Annotated in this window: 19 protein-coding genes; 17 read left to right on the forward strand and 2 right to left on the reverse strand. The window is 61.9% G+C overall.

What is annotated here, in order from left to right; translation table 11 throughout:
- Nucleotides 1–73 precede the first annotated feature (73 nt).
- Nucleotides 74–4,294 (forward strand): DNA-directed RNA polymerase subunit beta', encoded by a 4,221-nt coding sequence (gene rpoC / locus BW975_RS07235; protein WP_076532267.1) that lies wholly within the window; start codon nt 74–76, stop codon nt 4,292–4,294.
- A gap of 178 nt (nt 4,295–4,472) precedes the next feature.
- Nucleotides 4,473–5,375 (forward strand): DMT family transporter, encoded by a 903-nt coding sequence (locus BW975_RS07240; RefSeq protein ID WP_076533495.1) that lies wholly within the window; start codon nt 4,473–4,475, stop codon nt 5,373–5,375.
- Here BW975_RS07240 and BW975_RS07245 read toward each other — a convergent pair.
- Complete coding sequence (locus BW975_RS07245) at nt 5,308–6,132, reverse strand: glycosyltransferase (protein ID WP_076532269.1); 825 nt, start codon at nt 6,130–6,132, stop codon at nt 5,308–5,310. The genes BW975_RS07240 and BW975_RS07245 overlap by 68 nt on opposite strands.
- A 1-nt stretch (nt 6,133) precedes the next feature.
- Nucleotides 6,134–6,961 carry a putative rhamnosyl transferase gene (locus BW975_RS07250; protein WP_244512480.1) on the reverse strand — a complete coding sequence of 276 codons (828 nt, stop codon included), beginning with the start codon at nt 6,959–6,961 and terminating at the stop codon, nt 6,134–6,136.
- 119 nt (nt 6,962–7,080) lie between these two features.
- Here BW975_RS07250 and BW975_RS07255 point away from each other — a divergent pair, with 119 nt between their 5' ends.
- From BW975_RS07255 to rplP, 15 genes are all read left to right on the forward strand, one after another.
- Nucleotides 7,081–7,416, forward strand: a complete 336-nt coding sequence (locus BW975_RS07255) for a VOC family protein (RefSeq protein ID WP_170846534.1) — start codon at nt 7,081–7,083, stop codon at nt 7,414–7,416.
- 294 nt (nt 7,417–7,710) lie between these two features.
- On the forward strand, nt 7,711–8,082 hold the full coding sequence (gene rpsL, locus BW975_RS07260; RefSeq protein WP_076532270.1) for a 30S ribosomal protein S12: 372 nt from the start codon (nt 7,711–7,713) through the stop codon (nt 8,080–8,082).
- 12 nt (nt 8,083–8,094) lie between these two features.
- Nucleotides 8,095–8,565, forward strand: coding sequence for a 30S ribosomal protein S7 (gene rpsG / locus BW975_RS07265; RefSeq protein WP_076532272.1), 471 nt, complete (start codon nt 8,095–8,097; stop codon nt 8,563–8,565).
- Between the two features lie 26 nt (nt 8,566–8,591).
- Complete coding sequence (gene fusA, locus BW975_RS07270) at nt 8,592–10,715, forward strand: elongation factor G (protein ID WP_076532274.1); 2,124 nt, start codon at nt 8,592–8,594, stop codon at nt 10,713–10,715.
- A 90-nt stretch (nt 10,716–10,805) separates the two neighbouring features.
- Nucleotides 10,806–11,981 carry an elongation factor Tu gene (tuf, locus tag BW975_RS07275; protein WP_076532276.1) on the forward strand — a complete coding sequence of 392 codons (1,176 nt, stop codon included), beginning with the start codon at nt 10,806–10,808 and terminating at the stop codon, nt 11,979–11,981.
- Between the two features lie 102 nt (nt 11,982–12,083).
- A complete protein-coding gene (gene rpsJ / locus BW975_RS07280; protein WP_076532278.1) occupies nt 12,084–12,392 on the forward strand; it encodes a 30S ribosomal protein S10 in 309 nt (102 codons plus the stop codon).
- A gap of 14 nt (nt 12,393–12,406) precedes the next feature.
- On the forward strand, nt 12,407–13,291 hold the full coding sequence (gene rplC, locus BW975_RS07285; RefSeq protein WP_076532280.1) for a 50S ribosomal protein L3: 885 nt from the start codon (nt 12,407–12,409) through the stop codon (nt 13,289–13,291).
- Nucleotides 13,288–13,905 (forward strand): 50S ribosomal protein L4, encoded by a 618-nt coding sequence (rplD, locus tag BW975_RS07290; protein WP_076532282.1) that lies wholly within the window; start codon nt 13,288–13,290, stop codon nt 13,903–13,905. Before rplC ends, rplD begins: the two co-directional genes overlap by 4 nt.
- Nucleotides 13,902–14,198, forward strand: a complete 297-nt coding sequence (locus BW975_RS07295; RefSeq protein WP_076532284.1) for a 50S ribosomal protein L23 — start codon at nt 13,902–13,904, stop codon at nt 14,196–14,198. Before rplD ends, BW975_RS07295 begins: the two co-directional genes overlap by 4 nt.
- Before the next feature lie 402 nt (nt 14,199–14,600).
- Complete coding sequence (locus BW975_RS07300) at nt 14,601–15,461, forward strand: hypothetical protein (RefSeq protein WP_139194209.1); 861 nt, start codon at nt 14,601–14,603, stop codon at nt 15,459–15,461.
- 280 nt (nt 15,462–15,741) lie between these two features.
- A complete protein-coding gene (gene rplB / locus BW975_RS07305) occupies nt 15,742–16,584 on the forward strand; it encodes a 50S ribosomal protein L2 (protein WP_076532288.1) in 843 nt (280 codons plus the stop codon).
- A 1-nt stretch (nt 16,585) separates the two neighbouring features.
- Complete coding sequence (rpsS, locus tag BW975_RS07310; RefSeq protein WP_072857159.1) at nt 16,586–16,864, forward strand: 30S ribosomal protein S19; 279 nt, start codon at nt 16,586–16,588, stop codon at nt 16,862–16,864.
- A 3-nt stretch (nt 16,865–16,867) separates the two neighbouring features.
- A complete protein-coding gene (rplV, locus tag BW975_RS07315) occupies nt 16,868–17,248 on the forward strand; it encodes a 50S ribosomal protein L22 (protein WP_076532290.1) in 381 nt (126 codons plus the stop codon).
- A complete protein-coding gene (rpsC, locus tag BW975_RS07320; protein WP_076532292.1) occupies nt 17,248–17,955 on the forward strand; it encodes a 30S ribosomal protein S3 in 708 nt (235 codons plus the stop codon). The genes rplV and rpsC overlap by 1 nt, the downstream gene beginning before the upstream one ends.
- Nucleotides 17,956–17,968: 13 nt before the next feature.
- Entirely contained in the window at nt 17,969–18,382 is a 414-nt protein-coding gene (gene rplP / locus BW975_RS07325; RefSeq protein WP_076532294.1) for a 50S ribosomal protein L16, read from the forward strand.
- Nucleotides 18,383–18,477: the final 95 nt, after the last annotated feature.

Consider the following 18,477-nt stretch of genomic DNA (forward strand, 5'->3'; position numbering starts at 1 on the left):
TTTCGCGCTCCGATTTTCTGGCGAAAATCGGGGCCGTTCCCTTTCCGACCTACCCAATATTCGAGGTAACTAAATGAACCAGGAACTGACAAACAATCCGTTCAACCCCGTCGCGCCCGCCGCTGTCTTTGACGAGATCAAGGTCTCGCTGGCATCGCCCGAGCGTATCCTTTCGTGGTCCTACGGCGAGATCAAGAAGCCCGAGACGATCAACTACCGCACGTTCAAGCCCGAGCGGGACGGTCTGTTCTGCGCGCGCATCTTTGGCCCGATCAAGGATTACGAATGCCTGTGCGGCAAGTACAAGCGCATGAAATATCGCGGCGTCGTCTGCGAGAAATGCGGCGTTGAAGTCACGCTGCAAAAGGTCCGTCGTGAGCGGATGGGCCATATCGAGCTGGCCGCGCCCTGCGCCCACATCTGGTTCCTGAAATCGCTGCCCAGCCGCATCGGTCTCATGCTGGACATGACGCTGCGCGATCTTGAGCGGGTTCTTTATTTCGAGAACTACGTCGTGATCGAGCCGGGTCTGACCGACCTGACCTACGGCCAGATGCTGACCGAAGAAGAGTTCATGGACGCGCAGGACGCCTACGGTCTTGACGCCTTCACCGCCAATATCGGCGCCGAAGCGATCCGCGACATGCTGGCCCAGATCGACCTCGAATCCGAGGCCGAGAACCTGCGCGCCGATCTGGCAGAGGCCACCGGCGAATTGAAGCCCAAGAAGATCATCAAGCGTCTCAAGGTCGTCGAGTCGTTCCTCGAGTCCGGCAACCGCCCCGAGTGGATGGTCATGACGGTCATCCCGGTCATTCCGCCCGAGCTGCGCCCGCTGGTGCCGCTGGATGGTGGCCGTTTCGCGACGTCGGACCTGAACGATCTCTATCGCCGCGTCATCAACCGCAACAACCGCCTCAAGCGTCTGATCGAGCTGCGCGCGCCGGATATCATCGTGCGCAACGAAAAGCGGATGCTCCAGGAATCTGTCGACGCCCTCTTTGACAACGGTCGCCGTGGCCGCGTCATCACCGGCGCCAACAAGCGTCCGCTGAAATCGCTTTCGGACATGCTCAAGGGCAAGCAGGGCCGCTTCCGCCAGAACCTTCTGGGCAAGCGCGTCGACTTCTCGGGCCGTTCGGTGATCGTGACCGGCCCCGAGCTCAAGCTGCACCAGTGCGGCCTGCCGAAAAAAATGGCGCTCGAGCTGTTCAAGCCGTTCATCTACTCGCGGCTTGAGGCCAAGGGTCTGAGCTCAACCGTCAAGCAGGCGAAGAAGCTGGTCGAGAAGGAGCGTCCCGAGGTTTGGGATATCCTGGACGAGGTGATCCGCGAGCATCCCGTGATGCTGAACCGCGCGCCCACGCTGCACCGTCTGGGCATCCAGGCGTTTGAGCCGATCCTGATCGAAGGCAAGGCGATCCAGCTGCACCCGCTGGTCTGCTCGGCCTTCAACGCCGACTTCGACGGCGACCAGATGGCCGTGCACGTGCCCCTGAGCCTTGAGGCCCAGCTGGAAGCGCGCGTTCTGATGATGTCGACGAACAACGTCCTCAGCCCCGCAAACGGCGCGCCGATCATCGTCCCGTCGCAGGACATGATCCTTGGCCTTTATTATACCACGCTCGAGCGTGCGGGTATGAAGGGCGAAGGCATGATGTTCTCGTCCATGGACGAGGTTCAGCATGCGCTCGATAGCGGCGAGGTGCATCTGCACGCCCGCATCACCGCGCGCATCCCGCAGATCGACGCTGAAGGCAACGAAGTGTTCGAACGGGTCGAGACGACACCGGGCCGCGTGCGCCTCGGATCGCTTCTTCCCAAGAACGCCAAGGCACCGTTCAACCTGGTCAACCGCCTTCTGCGCAAGAAGGAAGTGCAGCAGGTCATCGACACCGTCTACCGCTATTGCGGCCAGAAAGAGTCGGTCATCTTCTGCGATCAGATCATGACGATGGGTTTCCGCGAGGCGTTCCGCGCCGGCATTTCCTTCGGCAAGGACGATATGGTCATCCCCGACAACAAGTGGGAGATCGTCGGCGAGACGCGCGAGCAGGTCAAAGGCTTCGAGCAGCAGTACATGGACGGCCTGATCACTCAGGGCGAAAAGTACAACAAGGTGGTCGATGCCTGGTCGAAGTGTAACGATCAGGTCACCGAGGCGATGATGACCAACATCTCGTCCGGCAAAACCGACGAGAATGGCGCCGAAGCCGAGCCGAACAGCGTCTACATGATGGCCCATTCGGGCGCGCGTGGCTCGGTCACGCAGATGAAGCAGCTGGGCGGCATGCGTGGCCTGATGGCCAAGCCGAACGGCGACATCATCGAGACGCCGATCATCTCGAACTTCAAGGAAGGCCTGACCGTTCTTGAATACTTCAACTCGACCCACGGCGCCCGTAAGGGTCTGTCCGACACCGCCCTGAAAACGGCGAACTCGGGCTACCTGACGCGCCGCCTGGTGGACGTGGCCCAGGACTGCATCGTGCGCGAGCATGATTGTGGCACCGACCGCGCGATCACGACCGAGGCCGCCGTCAACGATGGCGAGGTCGTCTCGTCCATTGGCGAGCGCCTTCTGGGCCGCGTTGCCGCCGAGGACATCCTGCGCCCCGGCACCGACGAGGTTCTGGTCAAGGAAGGTCAGCTGATCGACGAATTGACCGCCGATGCGGTCGAGGAGGCCGCAGTGCAGACCGCGCGCATCCGCAGCCCGCTGACCTGCGAGGCCGAGGATGGCGTTTGCGCCATGTGCTACGGGCGTGACCTCGCGCGCGGCACCATGGTGAACCAGGGCGAGGCTGTCGGCATCATCGCCGCGCAGTCCATCGGCGAGCCCGGCACGCAGCTGACGATGCGGACCTTCCACATCGGCGGCGTCGCGCAGGGTGGTCAGCAATCCTTCCTCGAGGCCAGCCAGTCGGGCAAGATCGCGTTCGACGGCGAGCAGACGCTTGAGAATTCCTCGGGCGAGACGCTGGTCATGGGCCGGAACATGAAGCTGCTGATCATGGGCGAAGGTGATGTCGAGCTGGCCAGCCACAAGCTGGGCTACGGGACCAAGCTGCATGTCAAGGCGGGCGACACTGTCGCGCGCGGCGACAAGCTGTTTGAATGGGATCCCTATACCCTGCCGATGATTGCCGAGAAGGCCGGTACTGCCAAGTTCGTTGACCTCGTGACCGGCGTTGCCGTACGCGACGAGACGGATGACGCAACCGGCATGACCCAGAAGATCGTCATGGACTGGCGCGCGGCCCCCAAGGGCAACGAGCTGAAGCCCGAGATCTTCATCGTCGGCGACGATGGCGAGCCGATGCGCAACGACGCGGGCAACCCCGTGACCTACACGATGTCGGTCGATGCGATCCTCAGCGTCGAAGAAGGTGATGCGGTCAAGGCCGGTGACGTCGTGGCGCGGATCCCGCGCGAGGGCGCCAAAACCAAGGACATCACCGGTGGTCTGCCGCGTGTGGCCGAACTCTTTGAGGCGCGTCGCCCCAAGGACCACGCCATCATCGCGGAAATCGACGGCTACGTGCGCTACGGCAAGGACTACAAGAACAAGCGCCGTATTTCGATCGAACCTGCGGACGAGACCTTGGAGACCGTCGAGTATATGGTGCCCAAGGGCAAGCACATCCCGGTGCAGGAAGGCGACTTCGTGCAGAAGGGTGACTACATCATGGACGGCAACCCTGCGCCGCATGACATCCTGAGCATCTTGGGTGTCGAGGCGCTGGCCGATTACATGATCGACGAGGTGCAGGACGTCTATCGCCTTCAGGGTGTGAAGATCAACGACAAGCACATCGAAGTCATCGTGCGCCAGATGCTGCAAAAGTGGGAGATTCTGGACTCCGGCCAGACGACCCTGCTGAAAGGCGAGCATGTGGACAAGGCCGAGTTCGACGCCGCCAACGAGAAGGCACTGGCCAAGAACGTGCGCCCCGCACAGGGCGAGCCGATCCTTCTGGGCATCACCAAGGCGTCGCTGCAAACCCGCAGCTTCATCTCGGCGGCGTCCTTCCAGGAGACGACGCGCGTGCTGACCGAGGCATCGGTGCAGGGCAAGCGGGACAAGCTCGTGGGTCTCAAGGAGAACGTCATCGTGGGCCGCCTCATCCCGGCGGGCACCGGCGGCGCGACCCAGGAGATGCGCAAGATCGCCGCGGGCCGCGACAACGTGGTCATCGAGGCGCGCCGCGAGGAGGCCGAAGCGGCCGCCGCGCTGGCCGCCCCGGTGGTGGACGATGCGGCGGAAAGCGCCGGAGATCCCAGCGCCGAGTAATCCCGACGCGCATGTCTGGCTTTGACAGGAAAAGAGGGCCTCGCAGCAATGCGGGGCCCTTTTTCGTGGAGTGCGCGTGGTGGCGATGCCGGGCGCCTTCGGCGAGAGTATTTGTGGAACGGTGAAAGTTGGGGCGTGGCATCTTGCGCTGGCGTGCTTTGCCTGCGCAGATGTCGCAATGAAACTCTCGGATAACATGATCGGTGCAGCGCTCATGGTGGCCTCGATGGCCGCTTACACAGTGAACGACACGTTGATGAAGACACTGGCCGGGGCAGTCCCGCTCTTTCAGGTGATCTTCTTGCGCGGTGTACTGACGACGGCGGCTGTGGCCGTAATCGCCTGGCGCATGGGCGCGTTTTCCAAGCGCGTGTCGCGCCGCGACAGCGGCGCCATCGCCTTGCGCGTGATCGGAGAGGTCGCTGGCACCTACTTCTTTCTGACGGCGCTTTATCACATGCCATTGGCGAATGTGACGGCGATCCTGCAATCGCTGCCTTTGGCGATCACGCTGGTTGCGGCGCTGGTCCTGCGCGAGCCGGTGGGATGGAAGCGGATCACGGCCGTTCTGGCCGGTTTCATCGGGATATTGATGATCGTGCGCCCCGGTGCCGAAGGCTTCAACATCTATGCGCTTTACGGGTTGGCGGCAGTGGGCTGCATCACGCTGCGTGATCTGGCGACGCGGCGACTGAGCCGCGAGACATCCTCGATGCTGGTGACCTTTGCGACCTCCGTGACAGTGATGACCGTTTTCGGCATCGCCAGTGCGACAGGGGAATGGGCCACGCTCACCGGCGCAGACTGGCTGACCATCGTTTGCGCGGCCATCCTGATCGTGGGGGGGTATCTGACATCAATCATGGTGGTGCGTGTGGGCGAGATCAGCTTTACGGCGCCCTTCCGCTATACCGCGATCCTTTGGGCGTTGCTGCTGGGTTGGCTGGTCTTCGGTGACTGGCCCGCGCCGATAGTCCTCGTTGGTGCTGGCATCGTCGTGGCGAGCGGAATCTTCACCCTTTACCGGGAGGCGCGTCTAGGGCGGCAAAAGCGTCCTGCACCCGTTCTTCGTCCACGTTGAAGCGTGTCTGAAAGATCTGGCGCTGCGCGTCCGACAATGGCTTGAGCCGGCGGGGCCGGAACTTGGCCTCGCTGTCATTGTCGGTGTGTTTGGCGCGAATATACATCGGCGGGTGCGGGTGGATAATGGACGGCATCAGGTGGTGCAGCTTGTGATGGCCGAAATTCATGATCGTCTTGTCGTCGCCTTCGGCGAAATGCACCCCCAGCCCGCAGGCCCAGAACGAGCTGATGACATCCTCGGCGATTATGCCGTCCTTCGACAGCGTGGCCGAATAGCCGGTGTTGAATTCGATCGCCGTGCGCCGCTCGCGCCGCCGCAGCCGTCCTGTGCGCCGCGCAACCGAGCGGGCAAGCTCGACAAAGTCGACGCCCATCGCATCGTCGTCATCAAGGCGGAACTGGATGCTTTCGGGGCGTTCTTCGCCCAGCTCGTCCTGGATGGCCAGCTGCAGCGCAAGCCGGTGCTTGAGCGGGGCGCAGGGTACGATCTTGATCTGCGGCACCGGCGCGCAGAGCGCGTGGAGGCGGCCGAGCCACGGCTGGGGCATGTTCTGGCCGATCACGATGAGGAAGGTAAAGTCGGGATCCGTTTGCGCCGCCACCGAAGGCAGGGTCAGCGTCTCGAAATGAGCGAAGCGCAGCGCCATGCGGGCGGGGGCGTAGAGATACGCCTCGCGCTCGGCCACGCTGTCATGCATTCGCTTGAAGCCGCCGAGGGCCGGGTAGGAGAAGCGGCAGACACCGATGATGCGCATCTCAGGCCCTTTCGCGGAAATGGGCGCGGACCGCGTCCGCGTCGATGTTATAGGCCCGGCGGAAATGATCTTCGCCGGCGGCATCCAGAAGGGGCAGGCGCACCGGCTTGATCCCATCCTTTTGCCGCGAGTCGTTGAAGCCGTTATGGCCGCGCAGCATGAGATCCTCGCCCGGCAGGGTCAGCACCGGCATGATGCGGCCCAGCTTGGCATGGCTGAAATTCATGATCCCGCGCGAGGCGCCCGGCGCCACCGCCATGCCGAGCGCAGGGGTCCAGAGCGTCTCGACCGTGGGTTTGGCGTGGATCCCCTTGGGAGAGATGCGCGCGATATGGCCCTGATTGAAGTCTATGCCGATGTAGCGATGGCGTGCAAGCAAAGGCGCGATACCGTCCGCCGCCTCGCGCAGGCGCTGAACGAAGGTGACGCCGACCGCGTCATCGTCATCCATGCGAAATTGAAGCGATGGCAGGCCGCTGTCCTCGCGCACATGATTGATGACCTCGGACATCACCTGTCGGTGCCGCCCGGGCGCGCGCGGCAGAACCACCGCCTGAGGCATGTCCTGCACCAGATCCAGCAGCCGCTCGACCAGTGGTGCGGGCATGGCATCACCGATGACGATGGCGAGGGTGAAATCGGGATCGGTCTGGGCGCGCAGGGCGGGCAGGGTCATGGTCTGGAAGGTGGCGAAGCGCTCGTCCATGCGGACAGGGTCGTAGAGGAAGGCAGCGCGCGCCTCGGGCGTCTCATGCTCGATCTGGAAGCCGCCGAGTGCGGGATAGGAAAACCGGCAAAGGCCGATCACCTGCATCTTGGTTTTGCTCATCGTCCGTGCAATCCTGAAAGGCGTCCCGCTTGGTGTCATTGATGGCAGCGGATAGGGGCCAAGACAAGGCGAAGCCGTGGCGATTGGGCAGCGGCGAGCCGGCCGGGAGGATGGGCGTGATGAAGCTGGAAATCGATTATGTCGAATTCTACGCCGCGGATCTGGAGGCCGAGCAGGCGTTTCAGGCCAAGGCATTCGGCTGGGACTTCATGGACTACGGCCCGGATTACCGTGACATCCAAGGCGCCGGCATCGGTGGCGGTATCGAGCGCGCGGCGCACGCGTCGCCGCTGATCGTGCTGTGCGCCGATGATCTGGATGCGGCCCTTGCCCGGGTGCGCGCGGCTGGCGCCGAGATCACGCGGGCGCCGTTCGATTTTCCCGGCGGGCGTCGGTTCGAGTTCCGCTCGCCCGGCGGCACGGCGATGGCCGTTTGGACAAAGGCGAACGGCTGATCAGCGCGTTGCCGTGCAAGGCTGTTCCGCAGCCGCCCTGGGCCTGTTGACACCCCCTCCGACTCCCTCTATACGCCCCTCATCCGGCTTGGGGGTCGCCCCGTTTGCCGATATCAGAACTGAAGTGGTCAAGATCCGGGCGCCCGCCGTCCCGATCCTCTGGAAACTCGCCGCGTCCGACCAGCAAGGGTAGGCTCGCGGCCCTTGCGTATTGCGGACGCGCGATGTGCATTTGATTAACCGCATGGATTTGCCCATGCAGACACATGTGTTGAGAGACGGGGAATTACCGGAATGCCAACGATCCAACAGCTGATCCGCAAGCCGCGGCAGCCGAAAGTAAGAGCGCAGAAATCGCAGCATTTGCAGGGTTGCCCGCAAAAGCGCGGCGTCTGCACACGCGTTTACACCACCACACCCAAGAAGCCGAACTCGGCCATGCGTAAGGTCGCCAAGGTGCGCCTGACGAATGGCTTTGAGGTCATCAGCTATATCCCGGGTGAGAGCCACAACCTGCAGGAGCACTCGGTGGTCCTGATCCGCGGCGGCCGCGTCAAGGACCTTCCCGGCGTTCGCTATCACATCCTGCGCGGCGTTCTCGATACGCAAGGCGTCAAGGATCGTAAGCAGCGCCGTTCGAAATATGGCGCCAAGCGCCCGAAGTAAGAGGATTACCAGATGTCCCGTCGTCACGCCGCCGAAAAGCGCGAAGTCCTGCCCGATGCCAAGTATGGTGACCGGGTTCTGACCAAATTCATGAACAACCTGATGATCGATGGCAAGAAATCTGCCGCCGAGCGTATCGTCTACAACGCGCTGACCCGCGTTGAGGACAAGGCCAAGCGCGCGCCCATCGAGATCTTCCACGAGGCGCTTGATCTGATCAAGCCGTCCGTCGAGGTCCGCTCGCGCCGCGTTGGCGGTGCGACCTACCAGGTCCCCGTCGAAGTGCGCCCCGAGCGCCGCGAGGCGCTGGCGATCCGCTGGCTGATCAATGCCAGCCGCGCGCGCAACGAGAACACCATGGAAGAGCGCCTTGCAGGCGAGCTTCTGGACGCCGTGAACAGCCGCGGCAGCGCCGTCAAAAAGCGCGAAGACACACACAAGATGGCCGACGCCAACAAAGCGTTCAGCCATTACCGTTGGTAAAACAGATACACTGAGGAAGCAGCCACATGGCACGCGATTATCCGCTCGAACGCTACCGCAACTTCGGCATCATGGCCCATATCGATGCAGGCAAGACCACCTGCAGCGAACGGATCCTGTTCTATACAGGCAAGTCCCACAACCTCGGTGAGGTTCATGACGGCGCCGCCACGATGGACTGGATGGAGCAGGAGCAGGAGCGTGGCATCACGATCACCTCGGCTGCGACCACCACCTTCTGGCAGTGGCAGGAAGACCCCACCAAGGATGGCACATCGGACACCAAGTTCCGCATGAACATCATCGACACGCCCGGCCACGTCGACTTCACGATCGAAGTCGAGCGTTCGCTGGCCGTGCTTGACGGTGCCGTTGCCGTTCTCGATGCCAATGCGGGCGTCGAGCCCCAGACCGAGACCGTCTGGCGCCAGGCCGATCGCTACAAGGTGCCTCGGATCGTGTTCGTCAACAAGATGGACAAGATCGGCGCGGACTTCTTCAACTGTGTCAAGATGATCAAGGACCGCACCGGTGCGATCCCGGCCCCGATCCAGATCCCGATCGGTGCCGAGAACGAGCTTGAGGGCATGATCGATCTCGTCACGATGGAAGAGTGGACTTGGAAAGGTGAGGATCTGGGCGCGTCCTGGACCCGTCAGCCCATCCGGGACGAGCTGAAGGAGCTGGCCGACGAGTGGCGCGCGCACCTGATCGAGACCGCCGTCGAAATGGACGATGCGGCGATGGAGGCGTATCTCGAAGGCGAAGAGCCTGACGTTCCTACCCTGCGCAAGCTGATCCGCAAGGGTACGCTGTCGATGTCTTTCGTGCCGGTTCTGTGCGGCTCGGCGTTCAAGAACAAGGGCGTGCAGCCCCTGTTGAACGCTGTGGTCGACTACCTGCCCAGCCCGCTGGACGTTGTTGATTACATGGGCTTCAGCCCCGATGACGAGACCGAGACACGCAACATCCCGCGCCGCGCGGATGATAACATGGCGTTCTCGGGCCTTGCGTTCAAAATCATGAACGACCCGTTTGTCGGCTCGCTGACCTTCACGCGTATTTATTCGGGTGTCGTGAAGAAGGGCGATACCGTCCAGAACACGACCAAGGGCAAGAAAGAGCGCATCGGCCGTATGATGATGATGCACTCGATCAACCGCGAAGAGATCGAAGAGGCATTTGCCGGTGACATCATCGCGCTTGCGGGCCTCAAGGACACGACGACCGGCGACACACTGTCGGACGTCAAGGAGCAGGTCGTTCTGGAAACGATGACCTTCCCCGATCCCGTGATCGAGATCGCTGTCGAGCCGAAGACCAAGGGCGACCAGGAGAAGATGTCGGCAGGCCTTGCGCGCCTTGCCGCAGAAGATCCGTCGTTCCGCGTCGAGACCGACCTCGAGTCGGGCCAGACCATCATGAAGGGCATGGGCGAGCTTCACCTCGACATCCTGGTCGATCGTCTGCGCCGTGAATTCAAGGTCGACGCCAATATCGGTGCGCCCCAAGTGGCCTACCGTGAGACGATTGGCCACGAGGTCGAGCATACCTACACCCACAAGAAACAGTCGGGTGGTTCGGGTCAGTTCGCTGAGGTCAAGATGGTCATCTCGCCAACCGAGCCGGGCGAAGGTTTCTCGTTCGAGAGCAAGATTGTCGGTGGCTCGGTGCCCAAGGAATACATTCCGGGCGTCGAGAAGGGCATCCGCTCTGTCATGGATAGCGGCCCGCTCGCGGGCTTCCCGGTCATCGACTTCAAGGTCGCGCTGATCGACGGTAAGTTCCACGACGTCGACTCGTCGGTCATGGCGTTCGAGATCGCGGCACGGATGGGCATGCGCGAAGGTCTGCGCAAGGCTGGTGCCAAGCTGCTCGAGCCGATCATGAAGGTCGAGGTCATCACGCCCGAGGAGTATACGGGCGGGATCATCGGTGACCTGACGTCGCGCCGGGGCCAGATCTCGGGGCAGGAGCCGCGCGGCAACGCGATCGCTCTGAACTGTAAGGTGCCGCTGGCCAACATGTTTGGCTACATCAACACCCTGCGGTCCATGTCGTCGGGCCGGGCCCAGTTCACGATGCAATTCTCGCATTACGAGCCGGTGCCGTCGAACATCTCGGAAGAGATCCAGGCGAAATACGCTTAACCGGGTGGCGGGGAGCATCCCCGCCCTACCCACCACTGTAGGGTGGGCATGACGCCCACCACCTGACTTGATCAAAAGAGGAGCCACACCATGGGCAAGGAAAAGTTTGACCGCAGCAAACCGCACGTGAACATCGGGACCATCGGTCACGTTGACCACGGCAAGACAACGCTGACGGCCGCCATCACCAAGTATTTCGGCGACTTCCGCGCATACGACCAGATCGACGGCGCGCCCGAAGAGAAGGCCCGCGGCATCACCATCTCGACCGCACACGTCGAGTACGAGACCGACGCGCGTCACTACGCCCACGTCGACTGCCCCGGCCACGCCGACTACGTCAAGAACATGATCACCGGTGCTGCCCAGATGGACGGCGCGATCCTGGTCGTGAACGCGGCTGACGGCCCCATGCCCCAGACCCGCGAGCATATCCTGCTGGGCCGCCAGGTGGGTATCCCCTACATGGTCGTCTACATGAACAAGGTCGACCAGGTGGATGACGAAGAGCTGCTCGAGCTGGTGGAAATGGAAATCCGCGAGCTGCTGTCCAGCTACGAGTATCCCGGCGACGACATCCCCGTCATCCCCGGCTCCGCTCTGGCAGCCATGGAAGGCCGCGACCCCGAGATCGGTGAAGAGTCGATCCGCAAGCTGATGGCCGCTGTGGACGAGTACATCCCCACCCCGGCACGCGCCGTGGACCAGCCCTTCCTGATGCCGGTCGAGGACGTCTTCTCGATCTCCGGCCGTGGTACGGTTGTGACCGGCCGCGTCGAGCGCGGTGTCATCAACGTCGGCGACGAGATCGAGATCGTCGGCCTGAAGGACACCAAGAAGACGACCTGCACGGGCGTGGAAATGTTCCGCAAGCTGCTGGATCGTGGTGAGGCAGGCGACAACATCGGCGCCCTGCTGCGTGGCATCGACCGTGAAGGCGTTGAGCGCGGTCAGGTTCTGTGCAAGCCGAAGTCGGTTACGCCCCACACCAAGTTCGAGGCAGAAGCCTACATCCTGAACAAGGAAGAGGGTGGCCGTCACACGCCGTTCTTCGCCAACTACCGCCCGCAGTTCTACTTCCGTACAACTGACGTGACCGGCACAGTTGTTCTGCCCGAAGGCACCGAGATGGTGATGCCGGGCGACAACCTTCAGTTCAACGTCGAGCTGATCGCCCCGATCGCCATGGAAGAGGGTCTGCGCTTCGCCATCCGTGAAGGCGGCCGTACCGTCGGCGCCGGCGTCGTTTCGAAGATCGTCGAATAATTATCCCGGGCGGGCCGCAAGCCCGCCCCAAGGGTTCGAAGAGGGAGGCCGGGTGGTCCGGCCTCCCTCCTATCAACTCCAATGCCGCGAAAGGCTAGACCAATGCAAAGCCAGAACATTCGCATTCGGCTGAAGGCGTTCGATTACCGCGTACTGGATGCCAGCACGCAGGAAATCGTCAACACCGCGAAACGCACGGGCGCCGACGTCCGTGGACCGATTCCGCTGCCGAACAAGATTGAAAAATTCACCGTTCTGCGTGGACCCCACGTGAACAAGAAATCCCGCGATCAATGGGAAATCCGCACGCACAAGCGCCTGCTGGATATCGTTGATCCGACGCCCCAGACCGTGGACGCGCTGATGAAGCTCGACCTGGCCGCCGGTGTCGACGTGCAGATTTCGGTTTAAGGAGGGCACTGACTATGTTGCGCTCTGGCGTTATCGCAAAGAAGGTGGGCATGACCCGTCTTTTCATGGAAGACGGCCGGCAGGTTCCTGTCACCGTTCTTCAACTGGACAAGCTTCAGGTCGTCGCTCAACGCACGGCCGACACGCATGGCTATTCCGCCGTTCAGCTGGGCGCAGGCTCGGCCAAGGCCAAGCGGACCTCACAGGCAATGCGCGGCCACTTCGCCGCCGCCAAGGTGGAGCCCAAGCGCAAAATCGCGGAATTCCGCGTGGCGCCTGAGGCCATGATCGCCGTGGGTGAGGAAATCACCGCCAACCATTACTTCGAAGGTCAGTTCGTGGATGTCTGCGGCACTTCGATCGGTAAAGGTTTCGCCGGTGCCATGAAGCGTCACAACTTCAAAGGTCTGGAAATGACCCACGGTGTCTCGATCTCGCACCGGTCGCACGGCTCGACGGGCCAGTGCCAGGATCCGGGCAAGGTCTTCAAAGGCAAGAAGATGGCCGGTCACATGGGTGCCGCGCGTATCACCACGCAGAACCTGCAGGTGATCAAGACCGATGCGGGCCGCGGCCTGATCATGGTCAAGGGCGCTGTTCCCGGCTCCAAGGGTGGCTGGGTCACGATCAAGGATGCGGTCAAAAAGCCGTTTCCCGAGAACGCGATTCTGCCCGCTGCACTGAAGTCCGCAGCCGAGGAAGCCGAGAAGGCCGCAGCCGAAGCCGCAGCAGCCGCCGCAGCTGAGGAAGAAGCAGCCGCCAAGGCCGCAGCCGAGGCACAGGCCGCTCAGGAAGCCGAAGCCGAGAAGGAGGCCGAGGCACAGATCGAGGCTGACAGCGAGGCCGCTGGCGACCAGAGCGAGACTCTGGACGAGACCAAGAAGGATGACGAAGCATGAAACTCGACATGATCAAACTGGACGGCAGCAAGGCCGGCTCGGTCGATCTGGGCGAAGACATCTTCGACCTGGATCCGCGTGCCGATATCCTGCACCGCGTCGTCCGCTGGCAGCGCAACAAGGCGCAACAGGGCACGCACAAGGTCAAGACGCGCTCGGAAGTCAGCTACTCGACGAAGAAGATCTATCGCCAGAAGGGCACCGGTGGCGCACGCCACGGCGCGCGTTCGGCTCCGATCTTCCGCAAGGGTGGTATCTACAAGGGCCCAACGCCGCGTAGCCATGCGCATGATCTGCCCAAGAAGGTTCGCGCGCTGGGTCTCAAGCATGCCCTGAGCGCCAAGGCGCGCGCAGGCGAGCTGGTGATCATCGAGGACATCTCGAACGTCACGAAGACCGGCACGCTGGCCAAGCAGATCAAGGATCTGGGCTGGAAGCGCGCGCTGGTGATCGACGGCGCCTCGGTGGATGAGGGCTTCGCCAAGGCCGCGCGCAACATCGAAGGTCTGGACGTTCTGCCGACCATCGGTGCGAACGTCTATGACATCCTCAAGCGTGACACCCTGGTGATCACCAAGGCGGGTGTCGAAGCACTGGAGGCACGACTGAAATGAGCGCGAAACCCGAACATTACGACGTGATCCGCAAGCCCGTCGTGACCGAGAAGGCCACGATGGCGTCCGAGAACGGCGCCGTCGTCTTCGAAGTCTCGATCGACAGCAACAAGCCCCAGATCAAGGAGGCCGTCGAGGCGCTCTTTGGTGTGAAGGTGAAGGCCGTGAACACGACCATCACCAAGGGCAAGGCCAAGCGTTTCCGTGGCCGCCTGGGCAAGCGCGCAGACGTCAAGAAGGCGTATGTCACGCTGGAAGAAGGCAACACGATCGACGTGACCACCGGTCTCTGAGGTCTGAGTTGGCTTGAAGAATTGAAAACCCCGGCTGTAGTGGCCGGGGTTTTTTCGTTCTCACGCTTTGGCGGTGCACGGGTGCTCGGTTATACGCCCAAACTCTGCGCACGTTTGCGCCCATGGAGCGTCGCAGTGCGGCAGGCTTTCGCTGATCGACCGTACGCTCCTCACCAACCAACTGGTGACAACGTCCTCTTTCGGGACAATCAGCAAAAATATGTGACGTAAAGTCATGAGGTTGCGATCCGCGGGCTCAGATGCTGGCTGAATCGCGCCATCTAGGGGCGCGGCGTATTGTCGCGATTTTTGGAAATGGGTACCACCTGTGACATGCCGTCGGGGCGTCGCGCCGCATCAAAGGGCATTGGGCCTAAGCGGTGCTGCCAAAGCCGCAAAGAGATGGCCAAGTCAGACGCCCAATTGTTGTTTCCGAGTAATGCGGGCGTTTCCGCGTCTATCCGAAAATCAGACTTCGCATCGACCAAATTTGAAACAAGGAGGACACATATAATGGATGTCACGCAATTGCTCGCATTGTTCGTTTCCGACCCGGTGGTGACCATTCACACCGGCATGAGATTTTTTCATTTCATCGGGCTCGCCCTTGGATTGGGCGGGGCGATACTCCTCGACTTGATGATGTTGAGGTTTTTCCTGCGGGGCCGCATCATCAAAGAGACTTACGGCATTGTGGATTTCGCCTCCAAGGTCGTCAGCATGGGCCTGCTGTTGCTTTGGATCTCGGGGATTGGTTTCCTGGTGTTTTACGCGCTGACCAAGCCCGAGCTTCTGACGAACCCCAAGGTCCACGCAAAACTGGTCATTGTGGCGATCCTGACGGTGAATGGCTATTTCATCCATTCAGTGATCCTGCCCGGCGTCAAATCCCAGATCGGAACGTCGCTTTTTGCGGGTATCAGTGCTGTCAAGCGCAGCATTTTTCTGATTTCCGGCGCCATTTCTGCGGTGTCATGGATATTCCCGGTCGCACTCGGGGCATTCCCGCAACTGAATTTCGCTGTTCCGGCCCTCGTCATCCTGTCTGCGTATTTGCTTTTGATCTGTGCTGCGGCTCTGTCCATGCATGCGCTCATTCTGATGACGGCGCCCAAAACTCTCAAAGAGATTGGCGAGTCCGGTCCTGACGACGTCCTGCTTCTGGGCGGGTTTCCGTGCGCCGGAACGCCAGAGGCGCCGCAGGCGATGCCGATTTACGCGGGCGCGCGGAGACGTCGATTGCTGATCGAAGGGCAAGGCTAGGCGGTGGACGTGCATCACGTCCAAGAAATCTTGTCCCAGCAGGGGTAGGAGCGAGAGAGTAAGTCAGCGGCCGCCACCAGCATCCCCCACTTGACCCCACCGCGCTTAGCCCCTAAACGAACCCATCACCGCAGCCCCGGATTCGTCCGGGGCTTCGTTTTCGTTCTTCGGAACGATCTAGCCGGGCACCTACGGGGGCCTATACCAATGGCGGGCCAAGCCCGCCCCACATAGGCAGGGACCACACACCCTGTCGTTTGCTAAACGGAAGACAGAAAGCATGGCACTCAAGTCGTATAAGCCAACGACGCCGGGCCAGCGCGGGCTGGTGCTGATCGACCGTTCGGAGCTGTACAAAGGACGCCCCGTCAAGGCCCTCACCGAGGGTCTGACCAAGTCGGGCGGCCGGAACAACACCGGACGTATCACATCGCGTCGTCGCGGGGGTGGGGCCAAGCGCCTCTACCGGATCGTTGATTTCAAGCGTAACAAATTCGATATGGCGGCAACCGTCGAGCGGATCGAATATGACCCGAACCGGACCGCATTCATCGCCCTCGTCAAGTATGACGATGGCGAGCAGACCTACATCCTCGCGCCCCAGCGTCTTGCCATCGGCGACAAGATCTATTCGGGCGCCCGCGTCGACATCAAGCCCGGCAACTGCATGCCGTTCTCGGGCATGCCCATCGGCACGATCGTCCACAACATCGAGCTGAAGCCCGGAAAGGGCGGCCAGATCGCACGCGCTGCGGGCACCTATGCCCAGTTCGTGGGCCGCGATGGTGGCTACGCGCAGATCCGCCTCAGCTCGGGCGAGCTTCGCCTGGTGCGGCAGGAGTGCAAGGCGACGGTTGGCGCGGTCTCGAACCCCGACAACTCGAACCAGAACTTCGGCAAGGCCGGCCGGATGCGCCATTACGGCGTGCGCCCGTCCGTTCGCGGTGTCGTCATGAATCCGATCGACCACCCCCATGGTGGTGGTGAGGGCCGGACTTCGGGTGGTCGCCACCCGGTGACGCCCTGGGGCAAGCCGACCAAGGGTGCGCGCACCCGCAACAAGAACAAGGCGTCGCAGAAGCTGATCATCCGCTCGCGTCACGCCAAGAAGAAGGGCCGCTAATATGGCACGTTCCGTCTGGAAAGGCCCCTTCGTCGACGCCTACGTCCTGAAAAAGGCCGAAGCGTCGCGTGAGGGCGGCCGCAACGAAGTCATCAAGATATGGTCGCGTCGCTCGACGATCCTGCCCCAGTTCGTGGGCCTGACGTTTGGCGTCTACAACGGCAAGAAACATATCCCTGTCAACGTCAGCGAAGACATGATTGGTCAGAAGTTCGGTGAGTATTCGCCGACTCGCACCTATTACGGTCATGCCGCCGACAAAAAAGCGAAGCGGAAGTAAGTCATGGGCAAGGAAAAGAACCCCCGCCGCGTGGCCGATAACGAGGCCCGGAGCAAGCTCCGGATGCTTCGCACCAGCCCGCAGAAACTGAACCTTCTGGCACAGCTGATCCGTGGCAAGAAAGTGGACAAGGCCCTGACGGACCTCACCTTCTCGCAAAAGCGGATTGCCGAGGACGTGCGCAAGTGCCTCCAGTCGGCCATCGCCAATGCCGAGAACAACCACAATCTGGACGTCGATGAGCTTGTCGTGGCCGAGGCCTATGTCGGCAAGAACCTCGTGATGAAGCGCGGCCGTCCGCGTGCCCGTGGCCGGTTTGGCGCCCTGCGCAAGCCGTTCTCGGAAATCACGATCATCGTGCGTCAAGTCGAGGAGCAAGCCTGATGGGTAACAAAGTCAATCCGATCGGCATGCGCCTCCAGGTCAACCGCACCTGGGACAGCCGCTGGTATGCCGACACCAAGGACTACGGCAATCTTCTGCTTGAGGACATCGCCATGCGCGAGTTCATCAAGAAAGAGTGCAAGCAGGCCGGCGTCAGCCGCGTGATCATCGAACGTCCGCACAAGAAGTGCCGAGTCACGGTGCACACGGCCCGCCCCGGCGTCATCATCGGCAAGAAAGGCGCGGATATCGAAACGCTGCGCAAGAAGCTGGCCGCGATGACCGACAGCGAGCTGCACCTCAACATCGTCGAAGTGCGCAAGCCCGAGCTGGATGCCGCGCTGGTGGGTGAGAGCATCGCCCAGCAGCTGGAGCGCCGGGTCAGCTTCCGCCGTGCGATGAAGCGCGCCGTGCAGAACGCCATGCGTATGGGTGCCTTGGGCATCCGTGTGAACCTCGCCGGCCGCCTTGGCGGCGCCGAGATCGCCCGGACCGAATGGTACCGTGAGGGCCGCGTTCCGCTGCACACGCTGCGGGCCGATATCGATTACGCGCATGTCGAGGCGCTGACCGCCTACGGCATCATCGGGATCAAGACCTGGATCTTCAAAGGCGAGATCATGGATCACGACCCGTCCGCGCGTGACCGGAAGGCTCAGGAACTTCAGGACGGTCCGGCACCTCGCGGTGCTGGTGGCCGTCGCTAAGGGGGAATGACAGATGCTACAACCAAAACGCACTAAATTCCGCAAGCAGTTCAAGGGCCGCATCAAGGGCGAAGCCAAGGGCGGGTCTGACCTGAACTTTGGCTCGTTCGGCCTGAAGGCGACACAGCCCGAGCGTGTGACAGCGCGTCAGATCGAAGCGGCCCGCCGCGCGATGACCCGCCACATGAAGCGTCAGGGCCGTGTCTGGATCCGGATCTTCCCGGATGTGCCGGTGACGTCCAAGCCGACCGAAGTCCGTATGGGTAAGGGTAAAGGCTCGGTCGATTACTGGGCTGCCCGCGTCAAGCCGGGCCGCGTCATGTTCGAGATCGACGGCGTCAGCGAAGAAATCGCGTTCGAGGCCCTGCGCCTTGCTGCGATGAAGCTGCCGATCAAGACCCGCGTCGTGGTCCGCGAAGACTGGTAAGGTCGAAAACGCGCAGCGTTTTCTGGCCGGTGCGATATAGCGAATTCCCATAGGAAAATCGCGGATCGCACCCCGGGTGAGAAAATTAAAACCCC

The sequence above is a fragment of the Roseovarius nanhaiticus genome (assembly GCF_900156535.1).
Classification (GTDB): domain Bacteria; phylum Pseudomonadota; class Alphaproteobacteria; order Rhodobacterales; family Rhodobacteraceae; genus Roseovarius; species Roseovarius nanhaiticus.

Coding starts and splice junctions, on each gene's coding strand:
- rpoC (WP_076532267.1), top strand. CDS start 74: ATGAACCAGGAACTGACAAACAATCCGTTCAACCCCGTCGCGCCCGCC.
- BW975_RS07240 (WP_076533495.1), top strand. CDS start 4,473: ATGAAACTCTCGGATAACATGATCGGTGCAGCGCTCATGGTGGCCTCG.
- BW975_RS07245 (WP_076532269.1), bottom strand. CDS start 6,132: ATGCGCATCATCGGTGTCTGCCGCTTCTCCTACCCGGCCCTCGGCGGC.
- BW975_RS07250 (WP_244512480.1), bottom strand. CDS start 6,961: ATGAGCAAAACCAAGATGCAGGTGATCGGCCTTTGCCGGTTTTCCTAT.
- BW975_RS07255 (WP_170846534.1), top strand. CDS start 7,081: ATGAAGCTGGAAATCGATTATGTCGAATTCTACGCCGCGGATCTGGAG.
- rpsL (WP_076532270.1), top strand. CDS start 7,711: ATGCCAACGATCCAACAGCTGATCCGCAAGCCGCGGCAGCCGAAAGTA.
- rpsG (WP_076532272.1), top strand. CDS start 8,095: ATGTCCCGTCGTCACGCCGCCGAAAAGCGCGAAGTCCTGCCCGATGCC.
- fusA (WP_076532274.1), top strand. CDS start 8,592: ATGGCACGCGATTATCCGCTCGAACGCTACCGCAACTTCGGCATCATG.
- tuf (WP_076532276.1), top strand. CDS start 10,806: ATGGGCAAGGAAAAGTTTGACCGCAGCAAACCGCACGTGAACATCGGG.
- rpsJ (WP_076532278.1), top strand. CDS start 12,084: ATGCAAAGCCAGAACATTCGCATTCGGCTGAAGGCGTTCGATTACCGC.
- rplC (WP_076532280.1), top strand. CDS start 12,407: ATGTTGCGCTCTGGCGTTATCGCAAAGAAGGTGGGCATGACCCGTCTT.
- rplD (WP_076532282.1), top strand. CDS start 13,288: ATGAAACTCGACATGATCAAACTGGACGGCAGCAAGGCCGGCTCGGTC.
- BW975_RS07295 (WP_076532284.1), top strand. CDS start 13,902: ATGAGCGCGAAACCCGAACATTACGACGTGATCCGCAAGCCCGTCGTG.
- BW975_RS07300 (WP_139194209.1), top strand. CDS start 14,601: ATGGCCAAGTCAGACGCCCAATTGTTGTTTCCGAGTAATGCGGGCGTT.
- rplB (WP_076532288.1), top strand. CDS start 15,742: ATGGCACTCAAGTCGTATAAGCCAACGACGCCGGGCCAGCGCGGGCTG.
- rpsS (WP_072857159.1), top strand. CDS start 16,586: ATGGCACGTTCCGTCTGGAAAGGCCCCTTCGTCGACGCCTACGTCCTG.
- rplV (WP_076532290.1), top strand. CDS start 16,868: ATGGGCAAGGAAAAGAACCCCCGCCGCGTGGCCGATAACGAGGCCCGG.
- rpsC (WP_076532292.1), top strand. CDS start 17,248: ATGGGTAACAAAGTCAATCCGATCGGCATGCGCCTCCAGGTCAACCGC.
- rplP (WP_076532294.1), top strand. CDS start 17,969: ATGCTACAACCAAAACGCACTAAATTCCGCAAGCAGTTCAAGGGCCGC.